The sequence below is a fragment of the Luteolibacter sp. genome, assembly GCF_039920825.1.
Classification (GTDB): domain Bacteria; phylum Verrucomicrobiota; class Verrucomicrobiia; order Verrucomicrobiales; family Akkermansiaceae; genus Luteolibacter.
Window position 1 is genome coordinate 182,260 of record NZ_JBDSCX010000070.1, and the last position, 23,648, is coordinate 205,907.

General features: G+C 58.4%; 7 protein-coding genes. 4 read left to right on the forward strand and 3 right to left on the reverse strand.

What is annotated here, in order from left to right; genetic code table 11:
• Window positions 1-1,116: 1,116 nt before the first annotated feature.
• Together ABIQ96_RS20940 and ABIQ96_RS20945 are read left to right on the forward strand one after the other, a co-directional pair.
• Window positions 1,117-1,491, forward strand: a complete 375-nt coding sequence (locus ABIQ96_RS20940) for a hypothetical protein (protein WP_348216590.1) — start codon at window positions 1,117-1,119, stop codon at window positions 1,489-1,491.
• Between the two features lie 102 nt (window positions 1,492-1,593).
• The gene (locus ABIQ96_RS20945; protein WP_348216591.1) at window positions 1,594-1,773 is read left to right on the forward strand and encodes a hypothetical protein; all 180 of its coding nucleotides are present in this window, start codon (window positions 1,594-1,596) and stop codon (window positions 1,771-1,773) included.
• Here the strand turns inward: ABIQ96_RS20945 and ABIQ96_RS20950 are convergent.
• The 3 genes from ABIQ96_RS20950 to ABIQ96_RS20960 form a co-directional block, all read right to left on the reverse strand.
• On the reverse strand, window positions 1,725-5,459 hold the full coding sequence (locus tag ABIQ96_RS20950) for a TIM-barrel domain-containing protein (protein ID WP_348216592.1): 3,735 nt from the start codon (window positions 5,457-5,459) through the stop codon (window positions 1,725-1,727). The two genes, ABIQ96_RS20945 and ABIQ96_RS20950, sit on opposite strands and share 49 nt — an antisense overlap.
• 221 nt (window positions 5,460-5,680) lie before the next feature.
• On the reverse strand, window positions 5,681-7,870 hold the full coding sequence (locus ABIQ96_RS20955; RefSeq protein ID WP_348216593.1) for a serine/threonine-protein kinase: 2,190 nt from the start codon (window positions 7,868-7,870) through the stop codon (window positions 5,681-5,683).
• Window positions 7,854-8,435, reverse strand: coding sequence for an ECF-type sigma factor (locus ABIQ96_RS20960; protein WP_348216594.1), 582 nt, complete (start codon window positions 8,433-8,435; stop codon window positions 7,854-7,856). The genes ABIQ96_RS20955 and ABIQ96_RS20960 overlap by 17 nt, the downstream gene beginning before the upstream one ends.
• Window positions 8,436-8,588: 153 nt before the next feature.
• Here ABIQ96_RS20960 and ABIQ96_RS20965 point away from each other — a divergent pair, with 153 nt between their 5' ends.
• Both ABIQ96_RS20965 and ABIQ96_RS20970 read left to right on the forward strand, forming a co-directional pair.
• Window positions 8,589-8,825, forward strand: coding sequence for a hypothetical protein (locus tag ABIQ96_RS20965; protein ID WP_348216595.1), 237 nt, complete (start codon window positions 8,589-8,591; stop codon window positions 8,823-8,825).
• A gap of 206 nt (window positions 8,826-9,031) precedes the next feature.
• Window positions 9,032-23,648, forward strand: a 14,617-nt coding sequence (locus tag ABIQ96_RS20970; RefSeq protein WP_348216596.1) for an Ig-like domain-containing protein, incomplete at its 3' end; no start/stop codon positions are given.

The following is a 23,648-nucleotide window of genomic DNA, read 5'->3' on the forward strand; positions in this document are numbered from 1 at the left end:
GGAACGATCACGACGCCACGCCAGCACCGGCCCCGTGCCGAGTGCGGGAACAAGAATGTGACGTTCCTTCCCTTTTTGGAAACACCGGATCAATACATGCACCACGCTAACATCATCGGCGCGAGCGCCGCAGCGAAGAGTGCGAATGGAAGCCTGAATCCAATGTTTCACCACCTCTATCAATCACGGGGCTGCCGCCCCGCACCCCGCCGAGCGGACGCCCGCTCGACCGCGATTCATTTCGCCCCCAAACCCCCTTCCGGGGGCTTCTCCCCTCCCGTCCCCCAGGGGAGGCGGGGGGAGATCCCTTGTCCCGCCTGTATCTCCAACCCAATGAACTCCAACGTCCCAAGAAACTCGTGTTGAAGTAAACTTCAATTTCTGTTTGACTGCCTTCTCATGGAGGCGCGTCACGTAACCGGCCATAAGCACTTCAATTTCATGATCCTTCACCTCCAATCGCGCCGGTTACGTGCGCTCTGACGTTCGGCAGAAAATATAATATGCTTCACACGATTGCATCACTCCTAGATATTGTAGCCAATCGGTCACGGGGGGCAGAGAAGATCCTGGATATGGGAAGAGCTAATCTTGAAGTTGCTCCTGTTGGCTTTCGTAAGTTGTCCGAGGGCAAAGAGATTTCCGGTTGTTTTCAACTACCGTTCATGGGAAGCGAACTACCGTTCATGGGAAGCGACATTGAGAGCAGATCTTGGCTATCGAAATTTCTACGAGGCTATAGTGTTAAGCATACTTGCTGGTTTGGGTATGGTCCACTAGGAATTATTCTCTACATTGACGAAGAGAGACAACGATTCGTCGAAAAACACGAAATTATGCGTATAGGCAGCAATTTGAAGGATGGATCGTTAATCGTGCTCAAATTCTATTCGCCAAAAATCCAAACGATACGCTTGAAATTTGGAGGAGACTCATCAGCACTCAAGTTCTGCGAGAACCTGAAGTCTTTACTTATCCCCAAAGCAACATTCCAATAAATCCATAATCCGAACAAACCAGTGGTGGCAACGGCGGCCAACGCCACTAGTTCGCTTCGCTCTGGACGCCTTTCATCCGCCGTGACACACTTCAAACGTTCGGCAAGAATTTCAGATCATGAAACTGGCTACATTTCTATTAACTACATTTATTGGCGTAATGACGGGCGGATGTGATTCTCCAGTTACGGCCCCTGTCGACAGATCACCGTTTCAATCTATCGTAGTCCGTGACGGCGCAATTATTGCCACACTGCCCGCAACCATTGCCTGGATGGTTACTGTAGGGACGTCTGAGCCGCGACGTTCGAAGCCGGAAGAAGCCTTCACTCTGCATGCGGGATCTGTGATCCGGCTGTCCGAGCATCATTCCAGCTATCTAGTAACAGCGCAGATCACCCCCAAAGCAGGACTGACGATAGACTCAACTTTTGATGCACGATCATTTGGTCACGGTGTTACCAAGAAGACGTTTTTCATCGCCGCCAAATGAACAAATCAAGAAGCCGAACAACCCGTCGAAGGGGTCAGTCGAAGGGGGCGGTCCCGACTAACACGCATTGAAGTCCTAACCAGAAGTGATTTCCGTGGTGGCATGGCAAGACCCTTGCGATACGAGGCTGCTGGCACGGTTGGCCATATGATGGCCCGTGGCGACGGGGGCAAGGCGGTGTTTGAGGACGACAAGGATCGATCGGGTTGGGTGGATTTGATGGAGGGCAGCGGCTACCCCGCGTTGACCCGCAACATCCCGCAAGGCCTGGCCATCGGGTAGAGGAACTCGGTGATGCTGCCGGTGGCGATTCGTTCGGCGATGGTGGTCCACGGCGGAGTGGTGTTCTCCTGCCATTTCTGGATCTGATAAATATTGCCCGGGACGCTCGGCCAAGTGATCCGGAAGATGCCCGGCTGGCTGGCGGCGATTTCACTGGTGAGCGTGACGCGGGCGGAGGGATCGACGGGTGATCTTCCGAATGCGACTTCCATGAAATCGCTCTGGCCGTCGCCGTCGCTATCCGTCTTGTAGATATCGGTGCCGAGTCCGGATTCGCGCAGGTCGTCCAGTCCGTCGCCATCGCTATCGAGCAAAGCGACACTGGCGACGATCTTGCGTTCGCTTCCGTCGTCGATGAAACGGATGAGCAGTTGATTGGCTTCCGCAGACCAGAACCATCCGAGGTTCATGGTGGCAAGGGCTGCTTCGGACGCGGCTTCCGGGATTTGGGCGCTGCCGATGAGAACCATTTTCGGCTTCCGGGTCCAGCGGTTCGCCCGCACGACGGTGGCGCGGGGAAGCGCCGGGGAATACACGGCGGAATTTCCGGATTGGATGGCTTCCTTGGTGAAACGTAACGAATTTTCCTGCGGCCAGCTGGTGTCGAATTTCGTGAGGCTGTATGCGCCCTGAAGCTGATAGTGGCGGGTGATGCCATCATCCTCGTAAAGGCTGTAGGAGGTGGGTGAAGCTCCGGGATAGACTTCGACCGTTAGGGGATCCAAGGCCTTTTCATCGGCATGCGAAATATCAGGACCGGTGGGAATGATCGCCCCTTCCTTCACGAAGACCGGGATCTGATCGAGCGTGGCCGTAACCGTGATGGTTTGTCCTCCATTGTAGCTAGCCGATGGATTGAAGAAGTCATACCATTTCCCCGCCGGCAGCCAGACCGAGACATTGGCGGTGCTGGTGGAAAGAGCGGGCGCGACGAGCAACCAATCGCCGAAATAATATTGTTTGTCCTGGGTCCACGCCGAGGGATCAGCCGGATGTTCGAGTGCCATCGCCCGCATCATCGGGATGCCTTGATCGGTGCCCTGCCAGGCGGTGGTGTAAATGTAGGGAAACAGCCGGTAGCGGATTTTTAAATAGCGGCGGAGGTTTTCCTGAGCCTGCGCGCCATACAACCATGGTTCGCGGCCATCGTGACCGTGCGCGCGCATGATGCCGCTGAACGCTCCGAACTGGGTGACCCAGCGGATGTAAAGATCGTCCGCTGGTTTCGCGAAGAAACCGCCCAGATCGTTCGATGACCAAGGATAACCGGAAAGCCCGAGGGCGAGTGTTCCGGAGATCTGCTCGCTCATTTCCGCAAGGTTGTTAGGAATGTCGCCCGACCAGGTGGCGGAGAAATGATGATTGGCGAATCCGCCGCGGGTGAAGAACATCGGGCGCTGCTCCGTGGTTTGCTGGAGCCATCGCTCGTGGACGGTTTTCGCCGCGCGGTTGGCCATCAGGTTGTCGCCCGAGACATCGAATTCGTCCGGCCAGAACCAATCGCCGTGGCCCGGCTGGATCACGTTCGTCCAATGCGCCTGCCACCAGTTTTCGGCGACGGTCGGGTTGGTGAAATTTCCATCGCCGGCTTCGGGCGTGCCTTTGTTGTTATGGAGACCGACGTGGAAACCGAGTTGCCTGGATTCAGCAAACATCGCTGATAGATCCGGGAAACGCGTCGTATCCCAGTGGTGTGCGTTGAATTTTCCACCACGCCAGCCGAAGTCGAAGACGTAGGCGTCGGTCGGATAATCTTCATCGCGCAGCCGGTGGATCCATTGGGAGAATTCGGCCTGTGTGGCGTTGTCGTTGCCATATTTGGAAAGCATGAATCCATAGGCCCATTTCGGGAAAAGATTCATCCTCCCGGTTAGCTCGCTATAAAGTCCGAGCACTTTTTTGAAATCCCCGGCCATGAACCAGTAATCGAGAAAGTTGTCCGTCTGAAATCCCCCCGCCGCATCGAACGCGGTGGCTTTCTCCACGGTGTTCAGGAACACGCCGTAACCCGCCGTGCTCATGAAGAACGGCACGCAGGTGCGGCCGTGCGTGACGGTGTATTGATCATAGCCCGCGCTTTTGTTCAGTGGCCGCGAGTGGCCATGGTCTCCGCTGCCGAAGCCGAAGCGTGCGTTGTTAGCGCCGTTTTCCACACGCGTCACACCGCGTTTGCCCAGCTCGGCATACATGCCTTCCCGATCAGCATCCTTGGCGATCAAAGTGGTGTTAGCCGCATCGTACATTTGCAATCGGAAGGGGCTCTTCTGCGCCCGGACCGTCATGGCGGCCGTATGAATGCCAATGTAGGTGCCGTGGTCCTGAATGGTGTAGGACACTGGAGCCCAATCGTATTTCTGGACCATGAACAAATCCGGCAGATTGTCTGCGCGGAATACTCCGTCCGGCGAATACTGCACACGCGCCATGCGATCGGTATTCAGCGTGAGCCGCACCTTCGCTCCGCCTGCCAGATCGAAATGAATGAGGTTTCCCTCCGCGCTGTGGCTGGTGTAGTCAGGCACGCCGATCCGGTTCTGTGCTTGTGCGGCGAAGCTCAGAAGCAGGTCCGGTTTGTTAGGTGCACTGCTCAGAACGTGAACGGAACCTTGGTAAGCGGGCTTTGCGGCAGTCGGATGAATTCCGGAGACGAACCGGAGCTGGTCGTTCGCTGCTTTTGATAGAGTGAGCGGGTAGCGGGTGGTGTCGGCAGGGTTGAATTCCACGTCGTTGAGAAAGGTGCGGAGAGTGAAGTCTCCCAGCGAGGCCGGATTGATTCCCGAAATAGTGATGTCCGTATCCGCTGCGCCAACGGCCGTAACCGTGACCGTGCGGCTTTGGGTGTCATTCAGCGCCACCGAGCCGAAATCAACCGACTCCTGCGAAGCCGCAATGCCGGAGCTGCCGGTGATCCATTTTTGCGTGAGGTAATCCTCGGTCTGCGTGCGGCTGGCGTTGGTGATGTCCTGGTTGTAGACAAGCACCTCGGCGATCTGGCCTTCATACGGATCGGTGGCGGTATTGTTGCGGCCGTTGTTTCCCATGTCGAACCGATTGAAAGCCGGCAGGGTGACCGGGGCGGTGGAAGTCGCCACCAGGACGCCGTCCACATAGAGCCGCGCCAAGGTGGAGCTGAAAAACCGTGCGGTGACAACGTGGAGTTGGTTGTCGTTGAAAGCGGTGGTCGAGGGAGCTTCGGTCCACGTGGGATTGCGGCGGAAGAGACTGATGTGGCCCGGACCGCCGGTGTCTTCCGAGACGAAGCGGATGCCCGCCGACTTTTCGTTGCTGGCGGAATCCACGAGCGAGAAGATCACCGCATTTCTCGTCGTGTTGGAGCGGACTACGGCAAACACCGTAAATGGATAGGCCGTGATGGGAGCGGCGGCCCTGCTCAGGTAGTCCGCACCATTGAAATCGCCCGGCTGGAATGCAACGACCGGCAAGCCTCCGAAACCGGGGCCGGGTTGGATGTATGTCGGCGTGCCCTTGAGGGTGTCGAAATGGAAGCCGCTGCCGGAAAGGTCTTTCCATGCAGTGACGGTTTGGCCGTCGAGCAGGGTGGTGTTGCCGAGCGAATCGAGGTTGGCGCTGTCGAATTGCAGCTTCAATCCCGACGTTACGGGAGGCGCGGCGAATGCCGAGGAGGCGAGGCCAAGCAAGGAAAGATGGAAGAAGAGGGTTTTCATCGAGTTTGTAATTCCAACAATCCGGTTAGAAATGAGTGCGGGAAACGGCTGGGGCAATCACAAGCAGTGCCGCCCGGTTGAAGGCGGAAGTGGAGCTGTTTTTGGATTTTATGGATGAGGGTTTTGGGTTCACGGACGGGAAGAGTTCAATGGGTGCTCCACCCAATTCGACAAACGGATTCCGCGGGCAAATGCCGACAAGAAATTTTCACCCATTGAAATCAGTTCTTCTCCGCTTCCGGCATCTGTTCCGCTTCTTCGACAAGGAGCCGGACGATTCCCCAGTTCGACCAAAGATAGCCCTCGGAATCGTTGATGCGAAAAGGTTCAGCCTCCCAGCGGTCGATCTGTCTCCGCAAGTCCGCCAACTCGGTGCGGCCTTCGGGAATCCTGCCCTGTTTCAGGTCCGCCATGGCGAGGACAGCCCAATTGGAGGCGGCTCGCGCCGGACTGTTTGTGGCCGCGGACAAGCTGCGTCGTGCCCAATCTTCAGCCGCCTTCAGGTTGCCTTGGCGGTATGACATCAGCGCGAGGGAAAACTGCCTCCAAGCCACCATGTGCGGATCCTTTTCCTTTTGGGGCCCGGCGAGCGAGGCCTCGATCACCTGGGCCAGCGGCAGTGTTTCCTTCAGCGTGTTAGAGTCAGCGGGTTCCAACAGCAAGGCTTTGATCACCTGCTCGGCCACGATCGGGTTGGCCGAGTTGGCGAAACGCTTGATCGCCAGCTTGCGGAGCTGGTCGTATTGCCCGGGTTCGCCCCACGTGCTGACGGCCGTGATGGCGGGCAGCAATTCAAAGGAAACCCGGTCCGAGTCCTTCATATCCACGCTGGTGACCACATGGGCCAGCAGATTGAAGCGTTCCGCCGCTTTCTTCCACCGCTGTTGTGTTAGGTTCCAGTTCGCCAGCGTGGTGAAGGTATTGGCGGATTCCAGCGAGCGCGGCACCCTTTCCGCGGGCAATCCGTCCAACAGTTTGTCCGCCTGCTCTTTCTCGTTATATTTCAGGAAGACCGCCGCCTGCGTCGCGAGATTCGCATCTTCCAACAAGCGCACTTCGTTAGCTCTGGCCTGTTCCGCCACGACATGCAACCGCGCCTGCTCCTGGCGGGCGTACCGTTCCCGAAAAAACAACCATGTCGAAACTCCGAAGCCGCCGAGCAGTCCGAACAACGCAATGCTTCCCGCGGCAAAGGTGATCCGGTTGCGACGGACCAGCTTCGTAAAGCGATACCTGTTGCTCGGCGGTCGGGCCAGCACCGGCTCTTCGGATAGATAACGACTCACATCCATCGCCAGACCGTTGGCCGTCTCATAGCGGCGCTGGCGGTCTTTCTCGATCGCCTTCATCACGATCCAATCAAGATCACCGGCAAGCAATGAAGGCAGCTTCTGCGGATCGACCCCACGTTGGCCGGCGATCATTCCGATTTCGTCCGTCGGGATTTGCCGCAGCCGCGCCGAGGGCCTGCCGGTTTCCTGATCCCGCAGGATGCTCCGGATTTCTTCCGGGCCCAGGTCTTTGAATTGCTCGAATCTAAAAGGAGGGCTTCCTGTTAGCAACTCGCAGAGCAGGGCCCCCAGACTGTAAATGTCGCTGCGGGTGTCGATGTCCACACCGCCCTCCGCTTGTTCCGGACTCATGTAAGCGGGGGTGCCGATGAACTGGCCGAACTTGGTCACTGTCGCGTCCGCGTCGAGATTGCCGGCGGTTGCCTTGGCGATTCCGAAGTCGATCACCTTGGGTTCCGCCCTGCCGTCGTGCTCCCGGACGAGCACGTTGGAGGGCTTGATATCGCGGTGGATCACCCCTTTCTGGTGCGCGTGCTGGATGGCCTCGCAGACGAGGATGAAAAGCTCCAGACGCTGGCGCAATCCAAGGGAGTTGCGGTCGCAGAAATCCGTGATCTTTTCTCCGTCCACCAACTCCATCACGAAATACGGCCGACCCGAAACAGTGGCGCCGGCATCCAACACCCGCGCGATGTTCGGATGGTCCATTAGCGCCAGCGCCTCGCGTTCCAATGCGAAGCGGGAGATCACATTTTCCGTATCCATCCCGAGGCGGATGATTTTCAACGCGACCTTGCGTTTCACGGGTGACGACTGCTCTGCCAGATAGACCACTCCACAGCCGCCGGAACCGAGACGATCCATCAAACGATAGGGCCCGATGCGCGCGCCGACACCTCCTTCCTCCCCCTGCTCCTCCGAGGACTCGGTGACCTCCGCCACTTCCGGCTGGAGGTCGAAAAACTCGTCCGCATCCTGCTGGATTTCCAACATCTCCTCCAGCCGCTTGAGCCGGGCCTCGTCTCCGCGGCAGGCAAACTCGAGAAAAACCCGCCGATCCTCCCTCGCGGCAAAGTTCAACGCGGCCGCGAAGAGCAGCTTGTCAATCGCCGGCGTCATCTCCCGTTTCCTTTCGGATCATTTGGTATAGCCTCGTTTTCGCATAGGCCCAGTGACGTTCGACCGTGCGCTCCGCCACCCCGTCCATCGCCGCAATCTCCTTGTTAGTGAGGCCGCCGAAAAACTTGAGGGAAATCACCCGCACGCTTTCCGGGTCTTCCTGCTCCAGGCGATTCATCATTTCATCGACCAGCAACACCCGTTCGTCGAGTGTGGTGTCCGCCACTTCAAGGCCGTGGACATGGATGTCGAGAACTTCGGGATTTTCCCCTCGTTTCAGGCTTGCCTTGGCCCGAGCCCTGTCCACCAGGATGTGCCGCATCGCCTGCGCTGCGGCACGGAAAAAATGGGCGCGGTCGCTCCACGAGCGCTCGTCGTCGCCCGAGAGCTTGATCCACGCCTCGTGGACCAGCGCCGTCGCCTGCAGCGTCTGGCCGGGCTCCGCTTTTGAGATCCGTTTCTTGGCCAGATTCCGCAGTTCGTCGTATACCAGCGGTAGAAGTTCCGCCGAAACGAGACTTCCACTCCCGTTGGCCGCTTGCAAAATTCTGGTGAGCTCGCTCAAGTCAAAAAGGTATCTAAGATCGGCCCGGAGACTTGTCCATGGAGAAATCGGCCGACCCGGGGCCAGAACCGCCGTTGGTCCCAACGACCCGCGGGAAACCTATGAGGAACTCCGCCAGTCCGGCTGTGAAGGCGTCGTATTCAAATGAAGTCGATGCGGTTTTCAGTCCTGGCACCGAACTTCGGCAGCCAGCTGAAGTTCAATTTCGTGGAAAGCGCCTTGGTCATCGTTACCGCCCGCGACGTCAGAATTCCTCACAACCTCGCCGTCCCGGCAAAGGGGGAGATGGTGGAGTGTCGATATCCATGCGCCTTCCTGGAAAGCGGCTCGATACACCAACCGGTCTATCAGGCCAGGCGTTGCGACATCGCCGCGAGGTATTGTGGCTAAATTGTCATCAAAATCGTTAGGCGGCCTACGCGGAGATCAATGTATCGTGCTGAGCATCGGAGGATTTCATCAGAAATTCACGAAATAGTGCCGAATTGGTACATTGACCTCGACCTCCCTAATCATTCAGATTGCGACCAACGGTCTATTTCATCGGCCATGAATTCATTGCCCGATGAGAATTGGCTCAAGTCCCCCTCAATTTCATGACAATTTCAAGAGACGCATTCGTTGAACGCACCGGAATTCAGGCAGTTGCATGCCCGGATTCTCCTTCTGTTGTAAAACTCCGTAACCGCTTCTATTCGCGTGGATTGTTGGGGTTTGTCGGGATGATGGCGGCTCTATCTGTTTCGCAGGCGGCGGTTACGGATGCGGTGGTGTCAAAGAACGGGCCGCAGCTCAATCAGGGACGGGTGAAGGGAAGCGTCCGCGTGATGACGGGCGAGAATATGAACCTGAACTCGGGCCTGACAATTGATGGCTCCTTGATCGTTCCTGGCACGCCGCTGCTTACCTTGAACGGCGGAGCCGCATCCCCGCCGATTCAGAACGGCAGCGGATCGGCGCAGCCCTCCAACTATCGAATTACCATCAACGGCGGAGTTTCGTTAGGCAGTATCACCCGCAAGGAAGACGCTGTTTCCCTGCCCGTGGCAACCGCTCCGGTGGCGGGAACCGGAACCCGTGCCGTCAATCTCAATCAGGCTGCGGACAGTCCGGGAAATTTTGCAACGATTCGCACGCTGACGGTGAACGCCCAGGGAATGACGGTGAACCTGCCACCGGGACGTTACGAGCGGATCACCTTGAACGGAGCAAGCACGCTCAATTTCCAAGCGGGAACCGCCGCGGCCCCGGCATTGTATGAGATCCAGCAGATCGATATCAACGGCGGCTCGCACCTCATGGTGAGTGGCCCGGTCGCTTTGCGACTGAAGAATTCGCTCAACATCAACGGCTATGTGGGCAACGCGTCCCACCCCGAGTGGTTGGAAATGAGCGTGTCTGGCGGGAGTCTGACATTGAACAGCCAGAGCGCGTTCCATGGCAAGGCGGTGGTATCTGCCGGAGCCTTGACGGTGAATGGGAATTCTCTCTTGCACGGCCTGGCTTTCACCGACCGGCTGACACTCAATGGCGGAGGAGTGATCGAATGCGAGGCCAGCGGCGGAACTCCGAATCTGGCTCCTGTCGCCACGGCGGGCGAGATTTCCACTTCCATCGACGCACCGGTTTCCATCCCGCTCCAGGCATCCGATCCCGAGAACTCGCCTCTCACCTATCAGGTGACGGTTCCCCCCGCCCACGGCACGTTGTCAGCGGCTGGGGCGGTGGTGATTTACACGCCCGCTTCCGGCTTTGTAGGGAATGATGGTTTCAGTTTCAAGGTTTCCGACGGAACCGCGGATTCCAACACGGTCGCGGTGGTGATCCATGTTTTCCAACCCAATCGGGCTCCGGTTGCGGGGAATCCGATTTTTGTGATCAACCAGGGGGAGGGGAACGCACCTGTGGTCCTGAGCGCCACGGATCCGGACGGTGATGCCGTTACCTATCAGATCGTCGGGCAGCCCCAGCTTGGAACCTTGTCCGGCACTCCGCCGTTGCTGACGTATTCCCATACCGGCGTTCGTTCGAACTCCGTGGTGACGGACAGCTTTACCTACAAGGCAACCGATTCACACGGGGCGGTATCCGCGGTTGGGGCGGTGAGCCTCCAGCTCCAACCGGTGAACCGCGCGCCTTCGTCCGGGAGCCTGGCAGTCACTGGAAATGAGGACTCGGTGATTCCTGTCACGCTCACCGGCATCGATCCCGACGGAGATGTGCTGGTCTATCAAATCGTGGTGGATCCCGGCAACCCGCAGGCGGTTTCCGGACCATCGCATGGAGTGCTTTCGGGGACCGCGCCGCAGTTGAGCTACCAGCCCGCACCTAATTTCAACGGTACGGACCGGTTTTACTACAAGGTAACGGACGGCACGCTCTCCTCTCAGATTGCGGAAGTGGTCGTCACCGTTCTGCCGGCGAATGATGCACCGGTGGCCGTTTCGAAAACGGTCGTGACCAATGAGGATCAGGGTATTTCCATTGCGCTGGATGCTTCGGACGTGGACGGGGATTCGCTGGTATTCACGATTTCCTCGGGCAACGATTTTCCTGGGACGCTTGTGAAGTCGGGTTTCAACGTGCTGTTCACCCCGCGTGCGGATTTCAATGGGGTGGCATCGTTTTCGTTCACTGCTACCGATGGTTCGGGAACTTCGGCCACGGGGCAGATCAGTCTAACGGTGAATCCGGTCAATGACGCGCCCGTTGCCGTTTCCAAAACCGTTGAAACCAATGAGGATCAGAGTGTTTCCTTTCCGCTTGATGCTTCAGACGCGGACGGGGATGCGTTGGGCTACGCGATTTCGACGGCAGTTGATTTTCCTGGAACGCTTGTGAGGTCGGGTTCGAATGTGTTGTTCACCCCGCGCGCGGATTTCAATGGAGCGGCATCATTTTCCTTCACCGCCACCGATGGTGCGGGTGCGATATCGACAGGGCAGATCACTCTGACGGTTCATCCGGTGAATGACGCGCCTGTCGCATTGGCAGCCAGCGTTTCCACCGATGAGAGCGTAGCGGTGCCGATCATTCTGGCAGGAACGGATGTTGAAAACGATCCTCTCGTTTACGAAGCGGTCGCCCAGCCTCAACATGGAAGTCTCAGCGGCAGTTCGCCTCATTTCACCTACATTCCACAGCCGGGCTATCACGGACCGGACAGTTTCACTTTCATTGCCAAGGATGGCGGATTGTCGTCTTCTCCGGCGACAATTTCAATTCTGGTTCGCGCCTTGAATCGCCCGCCTGTGGTCCATGATAGTATGGTCACCAGCCTCGAAGACACCGCGGTGGAGGTGGCTCTGGCAGCGACCGATGCGGATGATGATGTCCTCTCATTCTCGATTGTTTCGCCTCCATCCAAGGGAACTCTCACAGGCACCGCCCCGCATTTCACTTACACTCCGAATCCAAATAGCAACGGCACGGACACGTTCACCTACACGGCGGCCGACGGATCAATTTCCTCCGGCCTTGCCACGGTGACCCTCAATGTTACGCCGGTCAACGACCTGCCGACCGCGATTTCGGCGACTTACACCCTCAACGAGGATTCGTCGGTGACGATCACGCTAACAGGATCGGATCCGGACGGAGATCCACTCACCTACGCGATCGAACCTTTCAGCGATGGGAGCCACTGGGAGGAAACCTACGTGTATGGGGATTTCGATATGGACCACCTGCCTCAGGTGACTTTCACTCCCTATCCGGATTCCACGGATGAAAGCCGGCTTAAGTTCACCGTCAGCGACGGGACGGGATCGTCCCAACCTGCGACGATTCGTTTCCTCATCACGCCGGTTCCGGATCCTCCGCAGGTGTTCGACTATCAGCTCTACTGTCGGGAAGATCGGCCGGAGGAATTCTATCTCTACGGCTACGACCCTGACTACGATTTCCTGGATTATACCATCCTCACCCAGCCCCAGCACGGAACACTCAGCGGCGAAGGGGCGTTCCGCAGCTATGCGCCTGCGGAAAATTACACAGGATGGGACAGCTTTACCTATCAGATCAATGACGGAACCTTTGATTCCGACGTTGTCACGGTCAGTGTCTATGTCGCCCCACAGAACGATCCTCCGCATGCTGATTCCGTCTCTTACACTCTGCGCCAGCGTACGATCAGGAGTTTCACGCTCACCGGCTCGAGCGTCGATGGCGATGACCTGCGGTTTGTCGCCACTCGATATCCCGCCCACGGGACTCTGAGTGGGGCGGGGGGCAATCTCGTTTACAAGCCCTATCAGGATTTTTCTGGCACGGACACGATCGAATTCATCGCGGTGTCGAATCGCACCAATGAGGTGTCGAATACCGCGACCGTCACCTTCGAGGTGACCGAGAGCAATCTGCCGCCGCTGGCTCCGGATCTGTACGTCACCCTCGCCGGTTATACGGCTGACATCGTCTTGCCCGGTGCGGATACCGAAGGTTTGCCCGTTACCTACACCGTCGGCACGGAAGCGTCGGATTTTCTGGCGATTTCTGGCACCGCCCCGAATCTCACCATTGCCCGATACTATGACTGGGGAGGTCATTTCTCATTCACCTACTCGGTCACGGATGACATGGGGCGCACGGAAACGGGAGCTGTGTGGGTGAACATTCTGCCGGGAAACAGTAAACCTTACATAGAGAATTATGGCGCGATTTATGTCGATGAGGACACAGCGACCGTTTTCCGGATCCGTGCCGTCGATCCGGAGAATGATCCGATCACATACAGTATCGAAGTGCCCCCAGGGTCGCCATACACTATCGAAGGCTCTGGTCCGGAATTTCTCCTGAGGCCCGCACTGAATTTCAGTGGATCGACTTCACTGACGGCCCGTGTTTCCGATGATCACGGAGGGGTGACTTCCCAAGTGATCAACGTCGAGGTCCAGCCTCAGGACGACGCGCCGGTCTTCACCGTGGGCTCAGCCACGACGACTGCGGAAAACACTCCTCTCGATCTAATCATCTCTGCCAGCGATCTCGAAGGTTCCGCTGTCACCTACGCGCTCGGCAGCAACCCGCTTCACGGGACCTTGGAAGGCACTCTTCCGAACCTCCACTATATTCCTAACTCGGGCTTCAACGGAGCCGACAGCTTTGTAGTCACGGCGAGTGACGGACGTCTAACATCATCCATCACTGTGCCGCTCACCGTGACTCCGGTGAATGATCCGCCCGTTGCGGAACAGGTCGCGGGGAAATTCCAGGGATTGACCACAGCCGTCATCTTAAACGGCACCGATGTCGATGGGGATGTCCTGAGCTACCGGCTCGTCAACCCGCCGTCGGTCGGCACCGCCTCTGTGACGGGAAACCTGCTTACCGTCACCACCAGCCAGCCCATCTTCGGGACGCTTGTTTTTAGCTATGTGGTGAATGACGGAACTGTCGATTCGACCCCCGCTTCCATCGTGCTGAGCGGCGGTGTTTCGCCGGAAGCCCGGATCATTTCCCCGCTTGCGGGTGCCCGCATGCCCGCCGGGGAAGCCTTGGTCGTCCGCATCGACGCGCATGATCCCGACGGCACGATCGTTCGTTATGAGTTGTTAGCCAATGGTGCGCCGGTCGCCACGTCCGGGACGCCTGTCCTGTCATGGATACCATCGCAAACCGGTGCGGCAGCGCTGAGCGTCAGGGTTACGGATAACGACGCCCTCGTGTTCACTTCGGCACCGCTCCATCTAACCATCACCGGTGTGAACCAGGCACCGGTGGTTTTCGCGGGTTCGGATCGCAACGTGTTTTCGCTCGGCCTGGGCGCGAACCTGATCAAAAACGGCAGTTGCGACCTCCCGCTGGACGGAAATGGCAACGTGCCATTCTGGGAAAATGTCGCGGGCTTTGATGAACTGACCCAGGCGGATGCCGGGTCTTTCAACCCGACCACTCTGGGCCAGTTCCGCCGGTTCCCGACTGCGGCGGATGGCGCGTTTTATTTTGGTCCGAAAAATGCCGAGAGTTTCAGCCCCGAGCACAAGACTGCTGAAACCTCTCAAGTGGTGGCACTCGGGCAGGAGGAGACTTCACCAAGCCGGTATCTCTTCAGGGCGAAGATTCACGCCCACACTCATGACAATGACGGCCAAATCGGGTCAGATGCGAATCTACGGGAGGCGAGGATCGATTTACAGTTTCTTGACGCGGCAGGCGAAGTGCTTTCCTCGCAGATTCTCCAGGGGGGGATTCCCAACAATGTTTGGTATCCGGTGGTGAGAGAGCTTGTCCGACCACAGGGCGCGGTTTCCCTGAAGGTGGAGCTTATTGCTTTCCGTGATGTTGGAAACAGCGCGTTCCATTACTCGTTGTTCGATGATGTCGCGCTCTATCCATTGATTTCACCCGCACCGGCCACACTTGCGGCAACGGTCTCCGACGATGGACTGCCGACTAACGGATCGCTGAAAACGACGTGGACCCAGATCGGAGGCCCGCCCGCGCGCATCATTGATCCGGCGGCGCTGAATGCCTCGGTGGAATTCACCGGTGCCGGCGAACATATTTTCACACTGACCGCAACCGATGGCGAGACCTCGGCTTCCGACACCGTGGCGATCAATGTGGGGGCTTCCGTTGGCGAAAACGCACCTCCGCGAATCAGCCTGGCCTCCGAAATGACCGTGACCGTGGGCGAGACCGATTATCCGCTCGTCGCCACCGTCACGGATGACGGCAATCCGGGAAGCACGCTCTATCATTCCTGGGAACAGGTGTCAGGTCCGGGCAAGGTGGCATTCGCAGATCCCCGCTCGGCATCCACGACCTTCAATGTCGCCGTTCCGGGAGCCTACACCCTCCGGCTCCATTCCCACGACGGCAGTCTCGCCGCCTATCAGGACATCGCCGTTCAGGCGAATTGCGAGCTCACGCGCCAGCCGATCGACCTTTACATCATCACCGACCACTCCGGCTCGATGTTCGGCCCGGAACCCCGCGTCATCACCGACCAGGACCCCCGCACGCCGATCTATCAGGCTCGTCGGTTGATCGGCTCGGTTCTCGATTCACTGGATCCGTCTTTGGACCGGGTTTCGATCAACAAGAACGACAGCGCTTCTTACAACCAGGCGATGGCCTTCTCCTCCGACTTTGTGGCGGCGCGACAGTCGATCATTAAGCCGCAAGGCGAGATGATCTTTGAGGGCTACGATTCCTACGTCATTCCCGCGATCTGGCGGGCGGTGGATTTCGTGAAAACGAACTCCCGTCCGGAAGCGAGGAAGATCATTCTTCATCTCAACGATGGTGTCTCGGGACCTCAGGAAGGCTCTCCCGCTTTGATCGCCGAAAACGGAATCACCACGATTTCCATTTCGATGGCGAACATGAAGAACGATCCGATCAATCGTTATGAAATATCGAATTATGTCTCGACTCCGGCCCATGCGTTTTTCGTGGACTCGTTGTCGGATCCCGCCGTCCTCGACCGCTTCTTCAGGATCGCTCTCTCGCCGCTGTGCCGCGGCATCAACCGCGCTCCCGTGGTTTTTGCAGGCGGGGCGAAATTCCTGCCTTCCATCAGTTCGGTATTCCAACCGGATGCCACGGTGAATGACGACCAGGACACCTCCACGCTTTCGTTCAGTTGGGAGCAGGTGTCGGGCCCTGTGGCGGCGCAATTCAGCGACCCGACGCAGCTCCGGCCTTCGATCCGTTTCACCCAACAGGGTTCCTATCTGTTCAAGCTAACTGCATGGGATGGTCATTTTTCCGCTCCTGACACCGTTTGGGTCAAAGTCGGAGCGGCCGACTCCAGCCCGACACCTCAGGGGTTGATCGCCTACTGGCCGTTCGACGGATCGATGCGCGACATCATCGGGAACCGGACGCTCGCGTCGCAATTTCCCAACATGCCTCCGGTGTTCGTGAATGATTCGAAATCGGGTCAGGCGCTGGATCTCTCCGCACGGACCTATCCGTTCCGCCAGGTCGATGGCGAGCTGTTCAATCTCAAGGGCGCCGACAATGGTGTGGCGGTGAGCTTCTGGTGCAAGACTCCGGCGGCAGCCAACTATGGAACGATCCTCCAGTTCTCCGGTTACAGCACCAGCGCGGACGGGCGTCCTTACTGGTCCTCACCCGGATTGGGTGCCTCGTATGATTCCGGGGCGAAGCTTTTCAGGTTCAGCTACGAGCTTCAGAACGGGAACAGCGCCACGCTTGATTCGCATCCGACCAGCGGTGCGATCGATCCGGGCAAGTGGAAACACATGGTCATCAATTATGATAAAAGCACCGGCCTGCTTTCCACCTACACCGACGGTGTTCTGACAAACACGCGGTTCTTCAGCGTGGATGCCGCTCCGGTATTCGCAAGAAATGGGCAAGAACTGTCGATCGGAGCGGCACCATACTATTCGGGAAAAATCGATTGGTCGCTTGCTTCGGAACAGCCGATTTTCAGCGGGATCGTGGACGAGGTAGCAGTTTTCGACCGGACTCTCAGTGCCAGTGATATCGCTGATCTGGCCAACCGGAATTCGGGACTGACTCCGCCCGGCCTGAATCCTCCTCCCATTGTTAGCGCCGGCATGGATCGGGTGGTGTCTCTCTCGCAGCCCGTGCTACCAATGGACGGCTTGGTCACGGATGACAGCGCGACCGTGCAAAGCGGCTGGAGTCTGTTATCCGGTCCTGCGGATGGTTTCGAGCTGAGCAGCCCAGAGCTTCCGAACAGCTTGGTGACATTCTCCAAACCGGGAATTTACACCTTCGAACTCAGGGCAAACGACGGCTATCATTCGGTGGCGGACACCGTTGAATTTCGGGTGGATCAACCGTGCCAGAGCCCTCTGCCTGCCAACGCGTTGTTGTGGCTGAAGGCGGACGGCCATCCGGGGGATTCTTTCGGAACCAATGATTTGAAATGGCTCAACCAGCCAGCTTATGTCGCAGGCAAGGTGGGAAAAGCTTTCGAATTCACCGGCTCCAACGGCATGCTGGAAAGCGGCCTGCTAGACCTTGCCGGCACATCGGAATACACGTTTGAAGGCTGGTTCAAGGACAACTCGAACCGACAGATGTCGGAATCCCTGTTTGAAGTTTCCACGGCCGGAAAGCTTTCCGACCCGCTGACCATTCGGGCGGGCACCCGGATCAACGGCGGCGGCGAGAACTACATCGAGTTTACCTGTACGTATCTGGATACGGCGGGGATCACACGGCAGAATACGTTCATCACCATTAGACCGCTCGGCGCGGATATCTATCCGCAGGGACAGTTCTTCCATCTGGCAATTTCGATTTCCCGCACGGGTGGGATCTCCTTTTATGTGAATGGGGTTCTGACCTCGAACCAGACGGTTCCGTCCAATCTCACGAGCTTGTCCTTTCCCACGAACCCGGTGTTGCGGCTGGGCGGAAGAAACAACAGCCAGATTTATCCCAAGCTCACGGTGGACGAACTTACGATGTATTCGCGCAAGCTCGATTCGTCGGAAGTCCTGTCGATCTATCAGGCCGGATCCGCTGGGAAATGTCCACCATGGGCGCAGGCTCCGGCGAACTCCGGTTTCGTCGATGCCGGCGAGTCCGCTGTGCTGCCGCAGGCGGGAAGCCATGCGTTCTCGGGCAGTTATGAACCGAATGATTTCGCGGCGAATCCGACCTTCGGCTGGTCGCTCGTCCAGAGCCCGGTTTCCGTTAGCCTGGCGGGATCGAACACGCTGACGCCCACCGGTTCGTTCAGTGTTCCCGGCCGCTATGTCTTCAAATTGACGGTCACCGATGGCGTGAAAACCGGCACGGACACGGTCATTGTCGATTTGTCCCAGACCCCCAATACCGCGCCGGTGGTGGATTGGACACCACCCGCATTCCTGCAACTGCCCGCCGATACGCTTGTGCTCGCTCCGATGGTTACCGACGACGGATTGCCGACAAGTACGCTCCATAGCAGTTGGCGGATGGTGAGCGGTCCGTCCTCCGTTTTCCTTACTTCGAACACGGAAACCGCGAATCCTCACGATGTCACTGCTCGCTTCACCGCGTCCGGCAGCTACGAGGTGGAGCTTCTGGTTTCGGATGATTTGTTGACCACCAGCCGACTCGTGACGATCCAAGTGCTTCCCCAAATAGCGCCTCCAGCGCCGAATGAGGCTCCTTCATTTTCGCTGGGAGCGGACATTACAGCCGTCGCGCTTTCCGTACATCTCTTTCCAACCGTTTTCGACGACGGCAAGCCGGATCATCACCTGACCGCCACTTGGGATTACGACCAAGGGCCTGGGGCTCCGCACTTTGATATTCCGGCTGCGACTGCCGGTCCGGAAGCCAATATCAGTTTCCCGCTTCCAGGTATCTATATCATCCGCCTGACGGTTTCGGATGGAGAGCTCTCCGGAACTGATACGATTGCCATCACGGTTCCTGAATCACTGTTCGGCCCCGGAAATGTCCCGAACGCGGCACCCGTGCTGGCAGGGATTGCGCCCACCGTCGTTTCCCGTCCGAATACGGAACTCACGCTGGAACCGGTATTCACCGATCCGGATGGCCCCGCCACCGCTTACGTCTATGCTTGGGAGCAGGTGAACGGTCCCGCACCGCTGGTGTTCTCCGATACAGCCAGCCACGCCACCACCATGACCTTCTCGGCCTTGGGAACCTATGTCGTGAAATTCACACTCACCGATGGCATCTACATCCGCAGCAGCTACGCGACCATCCACCATCTCGCGGCACCGAACACACCACCGACACTGGCTCTAACACCCGATGGCGGCTCGGCATCTCCCATGGCCACCGTCGCTCTGACGGCAACCGCCACCGACGATGGCGGCGCGGGCGCGCTGACCTACGAATGGAATTGGCTTGAGGCACCTTCCGCCGGTGATCCCGTTTTCTCCTCTCCGACGCTGGCCGAGACGCAGGTCACTTTCCCCGCCGCTGGCGATTATCTTCTCACCTGCCGGGTGAGCGACGGACAACTATCGACGCGGAGGACGATCTCCTACCGTGTCACGGGCACCGCCAATCTCGCCATCCTCACTCCGCAATCGGGCGGCACCATCAGTGACCAAACCGTCCAAGAGGCACACATCCGCGCCTCCCAGGACGGCGGCTCCGTCACCTCGGTGCGGCTGTCGCTCGACGGACTTGATCTCGGCCAGGCTCATCTCGAACCGGACAGCGTGGATTATTTCCTACAACTGCCTCCCATGATCCACGGCGGTCATACTCTAACCGCAACCGCCGCTTTCTCGGATGGCGGCGTTCTCAGCCAGACCTCCTCTTTCCAATACGCGGACTTTGCCGAGGAAGCTCTCGTTCTTGAAATCGATTCGCCGTATTCCGATTCCGAGGCCGTCACCGCCCCAACGCCTGTTATCGGCACCGTGAAAAGCCCGGTGCTCAAGGACTACACCTTGGACATCGCCTCCATCGATGCTCCGACGATCAGGAAAGTCATCGCCAGCGGCACCAGCCAGGCTACTTCCGCTTCCTTGGGCACGTTGGATCCTACCTTGTTGGAAAACGGCGTTTATACCCTGACTCTCAGTGGCAACACGATCAACGGACTTTATGCCTCCGTCAGCGAAACCATCCTGATCGACGGCAATATGAAGCTCGGCCAGTTCTCCCTCGCCTTCGAGGACCTCAGCATCAACCTGCCCGGCACGCCTCTAACGGTAACTCGGGTTTATGATTCCCGTGATGCCAAGGGCGGGGATTTCGGTCCCGGATGGACGTTGGCGACGCGGTCGGTGAAGGTCCGCAAGACCCGTCCGCTTGATGTCGGTTGGGAACAATCGGTCCAAGCGACGGGTTTTGTGTCGAACTGGATCTATCTGGTGCAGCCGACGAACCGCAAGCGGGTGGTGATCACGTTCCCGGGAGGTCGAACGGAAACTTTCGAGACCCGCATTCGTGCGCGGATTCCGTTTTCGCAGGATCAGCCTTTCGCACAGCGCTACGCCCCGCTCAACAGCGCGAGCTATGACTTCACTCCGGTCGGCTCCACGCAGGGCAGGCTGGAAGTGGACGGCGACAAGGAGGTGGTTTGGGCGTCCTATGGCGGAAACCTGCAGGAAGGCCCCGTCGAGGGCCGGTTCGCAGGTGCGAGTGGGGAAAGCACCGATCCCACGCGTTTCCGCTACACCGAGCCGGGCGGCGCTTCCTATGTGGTCGATGAAGCCTTGGGCTTGTTGTCCATTTCCGAACCTAACGGAAACTCCGTCACCATCAACCGCGATGGTGTCCATCACTCCGCCGGGGAGTCACTGATGTTCACCCGCGACGGCGAAGGACGCATCACTCAGATCACCGACCCCACGGGGAAAAAGGTCACCTACGGCTATGATGAATGGGGACGCCTGACTGGTTTCACGAACCGCTCCAATCAAACCAACCGTTTCCGATACACCAACTGGAATTTTCCTCATTATCTGACCGACATCATCGATGCTGAAAACCGTCCCGCCATCCGCACCGACTATGATGATGCGGGCCGCATGGTCTCCCAGACGGATGCCGCCGGCAAGTCCATCACCTTCACCCATGCAGTTGAGGATCGCACCGAGACCATCACGGATCGCCTCGGGTACCATACCACGCACGAGTTTGATGAAAATGGCAACGTCACCCGCACCACCGATGCCCTCGGCGGGATCACCTCGCATACCTACGACGCCAACGACAACGAACTCAGTGTCACCACTCCGTTAGGAAATGCCACCGGGCGGAGCTTCGATGCGAGGAACAATCTCCTCAGCGAGACCGATCCGCTGGGGAACGTTTCCCGCTACACCTACGATGCGGAAAAACGTCCGCTCTCCATCGAGGATGCGCTCAACCACGCTACGGTCATCGCCTATAACAGCATTGGCAATCTCACCTCCATGACCGATCCCGCCGGGACTTCCACAGGTTTCAGCTACGGTGCGGGTGGCAATATCGCCTCCATCACGGACGCCAATGGCACCACCACGTCCTACACCCACGATGCGAAGGGTCATGAACAAACCATGAAGGTCACCGCCGCGAATGGAGCGGTCCTGACTTCAGAAAACTATAACTACGATGCCTCGGGGAATCGTATCGATACCATCGCCTGGGACGGAAATCACTTTCTGACGACGCGCTATAGCTACGACAACGAAAACCGCCTCGTGAACACGCGCTATCCGGATGGCCGTGATTCCTCGACCGGATATGATTCCAACGGCAAAAAGACCTTTGAAACGCTTGGTAACCGATATTCCCTCTACACCTATGATTCGCGGGGGCATCTCATCCAGACGCAGAGTCCCGGCAATCGCGTGAGCCGCTCGGGTTACGATGCCGAGGGCCGCATGACCTCCTCCACGGACCCGGCCGGGACCACCACCTACACGATCTATGACCCCTTGGGCCGTGCCACCGCCACCATCCTGCCGGACGACACCATGCCCGCGGAGGTTCTCACCGAGGTGGCCGAAATCGCCGCATCACCCGAGCTTGCGGACAATCCGCGCACCACCACCAACTATGATGCGGATGGCCGCGTGGCTGCTTCCACCGATCCGCTAGGAAATACCACCGCCTTCGAGTACGATGCCTCCGGTCGCCGCACCGCTGTCGTTGACGCCTTGGGCCATCGCACGACCTATGCATACGACGCCGCAGGCCACCAGAGCTCCGTCACCGATGCCAGGGGAGGGACCACCTCCTTCACCTACGATGCCGCCGGACGACCGATACGCACCGATCTGCCGGATGGAAACTTCACCCTCGCTGGCTACGACACGCTGGGCCACCGGATTTCCGCCACCGATGCGGAAGGAAACACCACCCTCTTCGCCTACGATCCGCAGGGCCGCGTGCTCGTCGTGACCGATGCGATGAACGGCATCACCCGCTACACCTACGATCAGCGCGGTCTCCAGACCAGCCAGACCGACGCGCTGGGCAGGACCACCACTTACGAATACGACGTCATGGGCCGCCGCACCGCCCGCATCCTGCCGGAAGGGCAGCGCGAGGTCACGACCTATGACTACAACGGCAATCTGGACACCCACACCGATTTCAACGGCCAGACCACCCGCCGGGAGTATGACTGGCAGACCAATGAACTCCTCGCCATCTCCGCAGCCTACGACCATCCGTCGCTCGCCCTCGGCCATGCCCCCGCGAAATACGATTTCAGCTACGACATCCTGGGACGACGCACCCAGGCGATTGTGAGAAACAGGCTCGGCGGCATCCTCCATCAGGAAAACTTCACCTATGACCGGCGTTCCCAGCTCACCGGCTATTCGGGCGGCACCGGCACCATCGGCTACGGCTATGATGCCGCCGGAAATCTAGCAGGCACGAAATCCGGCACCGCAGGCGGCTACGACGTCTCCTACGACTACGATGCCCTCAACCGCCTCAGCATGGTCCACCGCGGCCAGGAAGGGATCGATCCCACCGCCACGGAACTCGCCGCTTACAACTACGATGCCAACGGCAATCTCAACGGCAGCGGCTACGCGAACGGCGTCCAACACGCCTACACCTACAACGCCCTCAACCGCCTCACCCACCTCGCGGTCTCCTCCTCTTCCAATCAACCATCCACTCTCAACTCTCAACTTTCTTCCTACAGCTACGCCCTCAACAAAAACGGCCACCGCACCACCATCAGCGAACTCGGCGGGCGCACCATCACCAACACCTTCGATCAGCTCTACCGGCTCACGCAGGAAAGCATCACGCAAAGTGGCTTGGGCGTCCCGCCCCAGACCTCCACCCCCGCAGGCACTCTCTCCTATTCTTACGATGCCGTCGGAAACCGCCTGACTCGCACCACCAGCGGTCCGGTTTCCCAAATCATCCCCAGCCAGTCCCAATCCTTCACGGACAACGACCACCTCGGAAGCGACACCTACGACGCCAACGGCAACACCACCGAAAGTGTTCCCGCTGTCCCAGCGGGTTCTTCCTCATCCGTCACCGACGTTTACAGCTTCGACAACAAGCTCATCCGCCGCACCAATCCTGACGGAACCGTCATCGACCTCCTCTACAACACCGATGGCCACCGCGTCAGCAAGCTGGTCTCGCAAAACGGCCTCACCCAACGCCTAACGACCTACCTGACCGACGCGAACAACCCAACCGGCTACGCCCAGGTCATCGAAGAAAAAGACCCCTTGGATGCCACAAATCCGCTGAGAAAAGTCAACCTCTACGGCCACGATCTCATCTGCACGGATTCTTCCTCTTCCAATCAACCATCAACTC

Coding starts and splice junctions, on each gene's coding strand:
- ABIQ96_RS20950 (WP_348216592.1), bottom strand. CDS start 5,459: ATGAAAACCCTCTTCTTCCATCTTTCCTTGCTTGGCCTCGCCTCCTCG.
- ABIQ96_RS20965 (WP_348216595.1), top strand. CDS start 8,589: ATGCGGTTTTCAGTCCTGGCACCGAACTTCGGCAGCCAGCTGAAGTTC.
- ABIQ96_RS20940 (WP_348216590.1), top strand. CDS start 1,117: ATGAAACTGGCTACATTTCTATTAACTACATTTATTGGCGTAATGACG.
- ABIQ96_RS20955 (WP_348216593.1), bottom strand. CDS start 7,870: ATGACGCCGGCGATTGACAAGCTGCTCTTCGCGGCCGCGTTGAACTTT.
- ABIQ96_RS20945 (WP_348216591.1), top strand. CDS start 1,594: ATGGCAAGACCCTTGCGATACGAGGCTGCTGGCACGGTTGGCCATATG.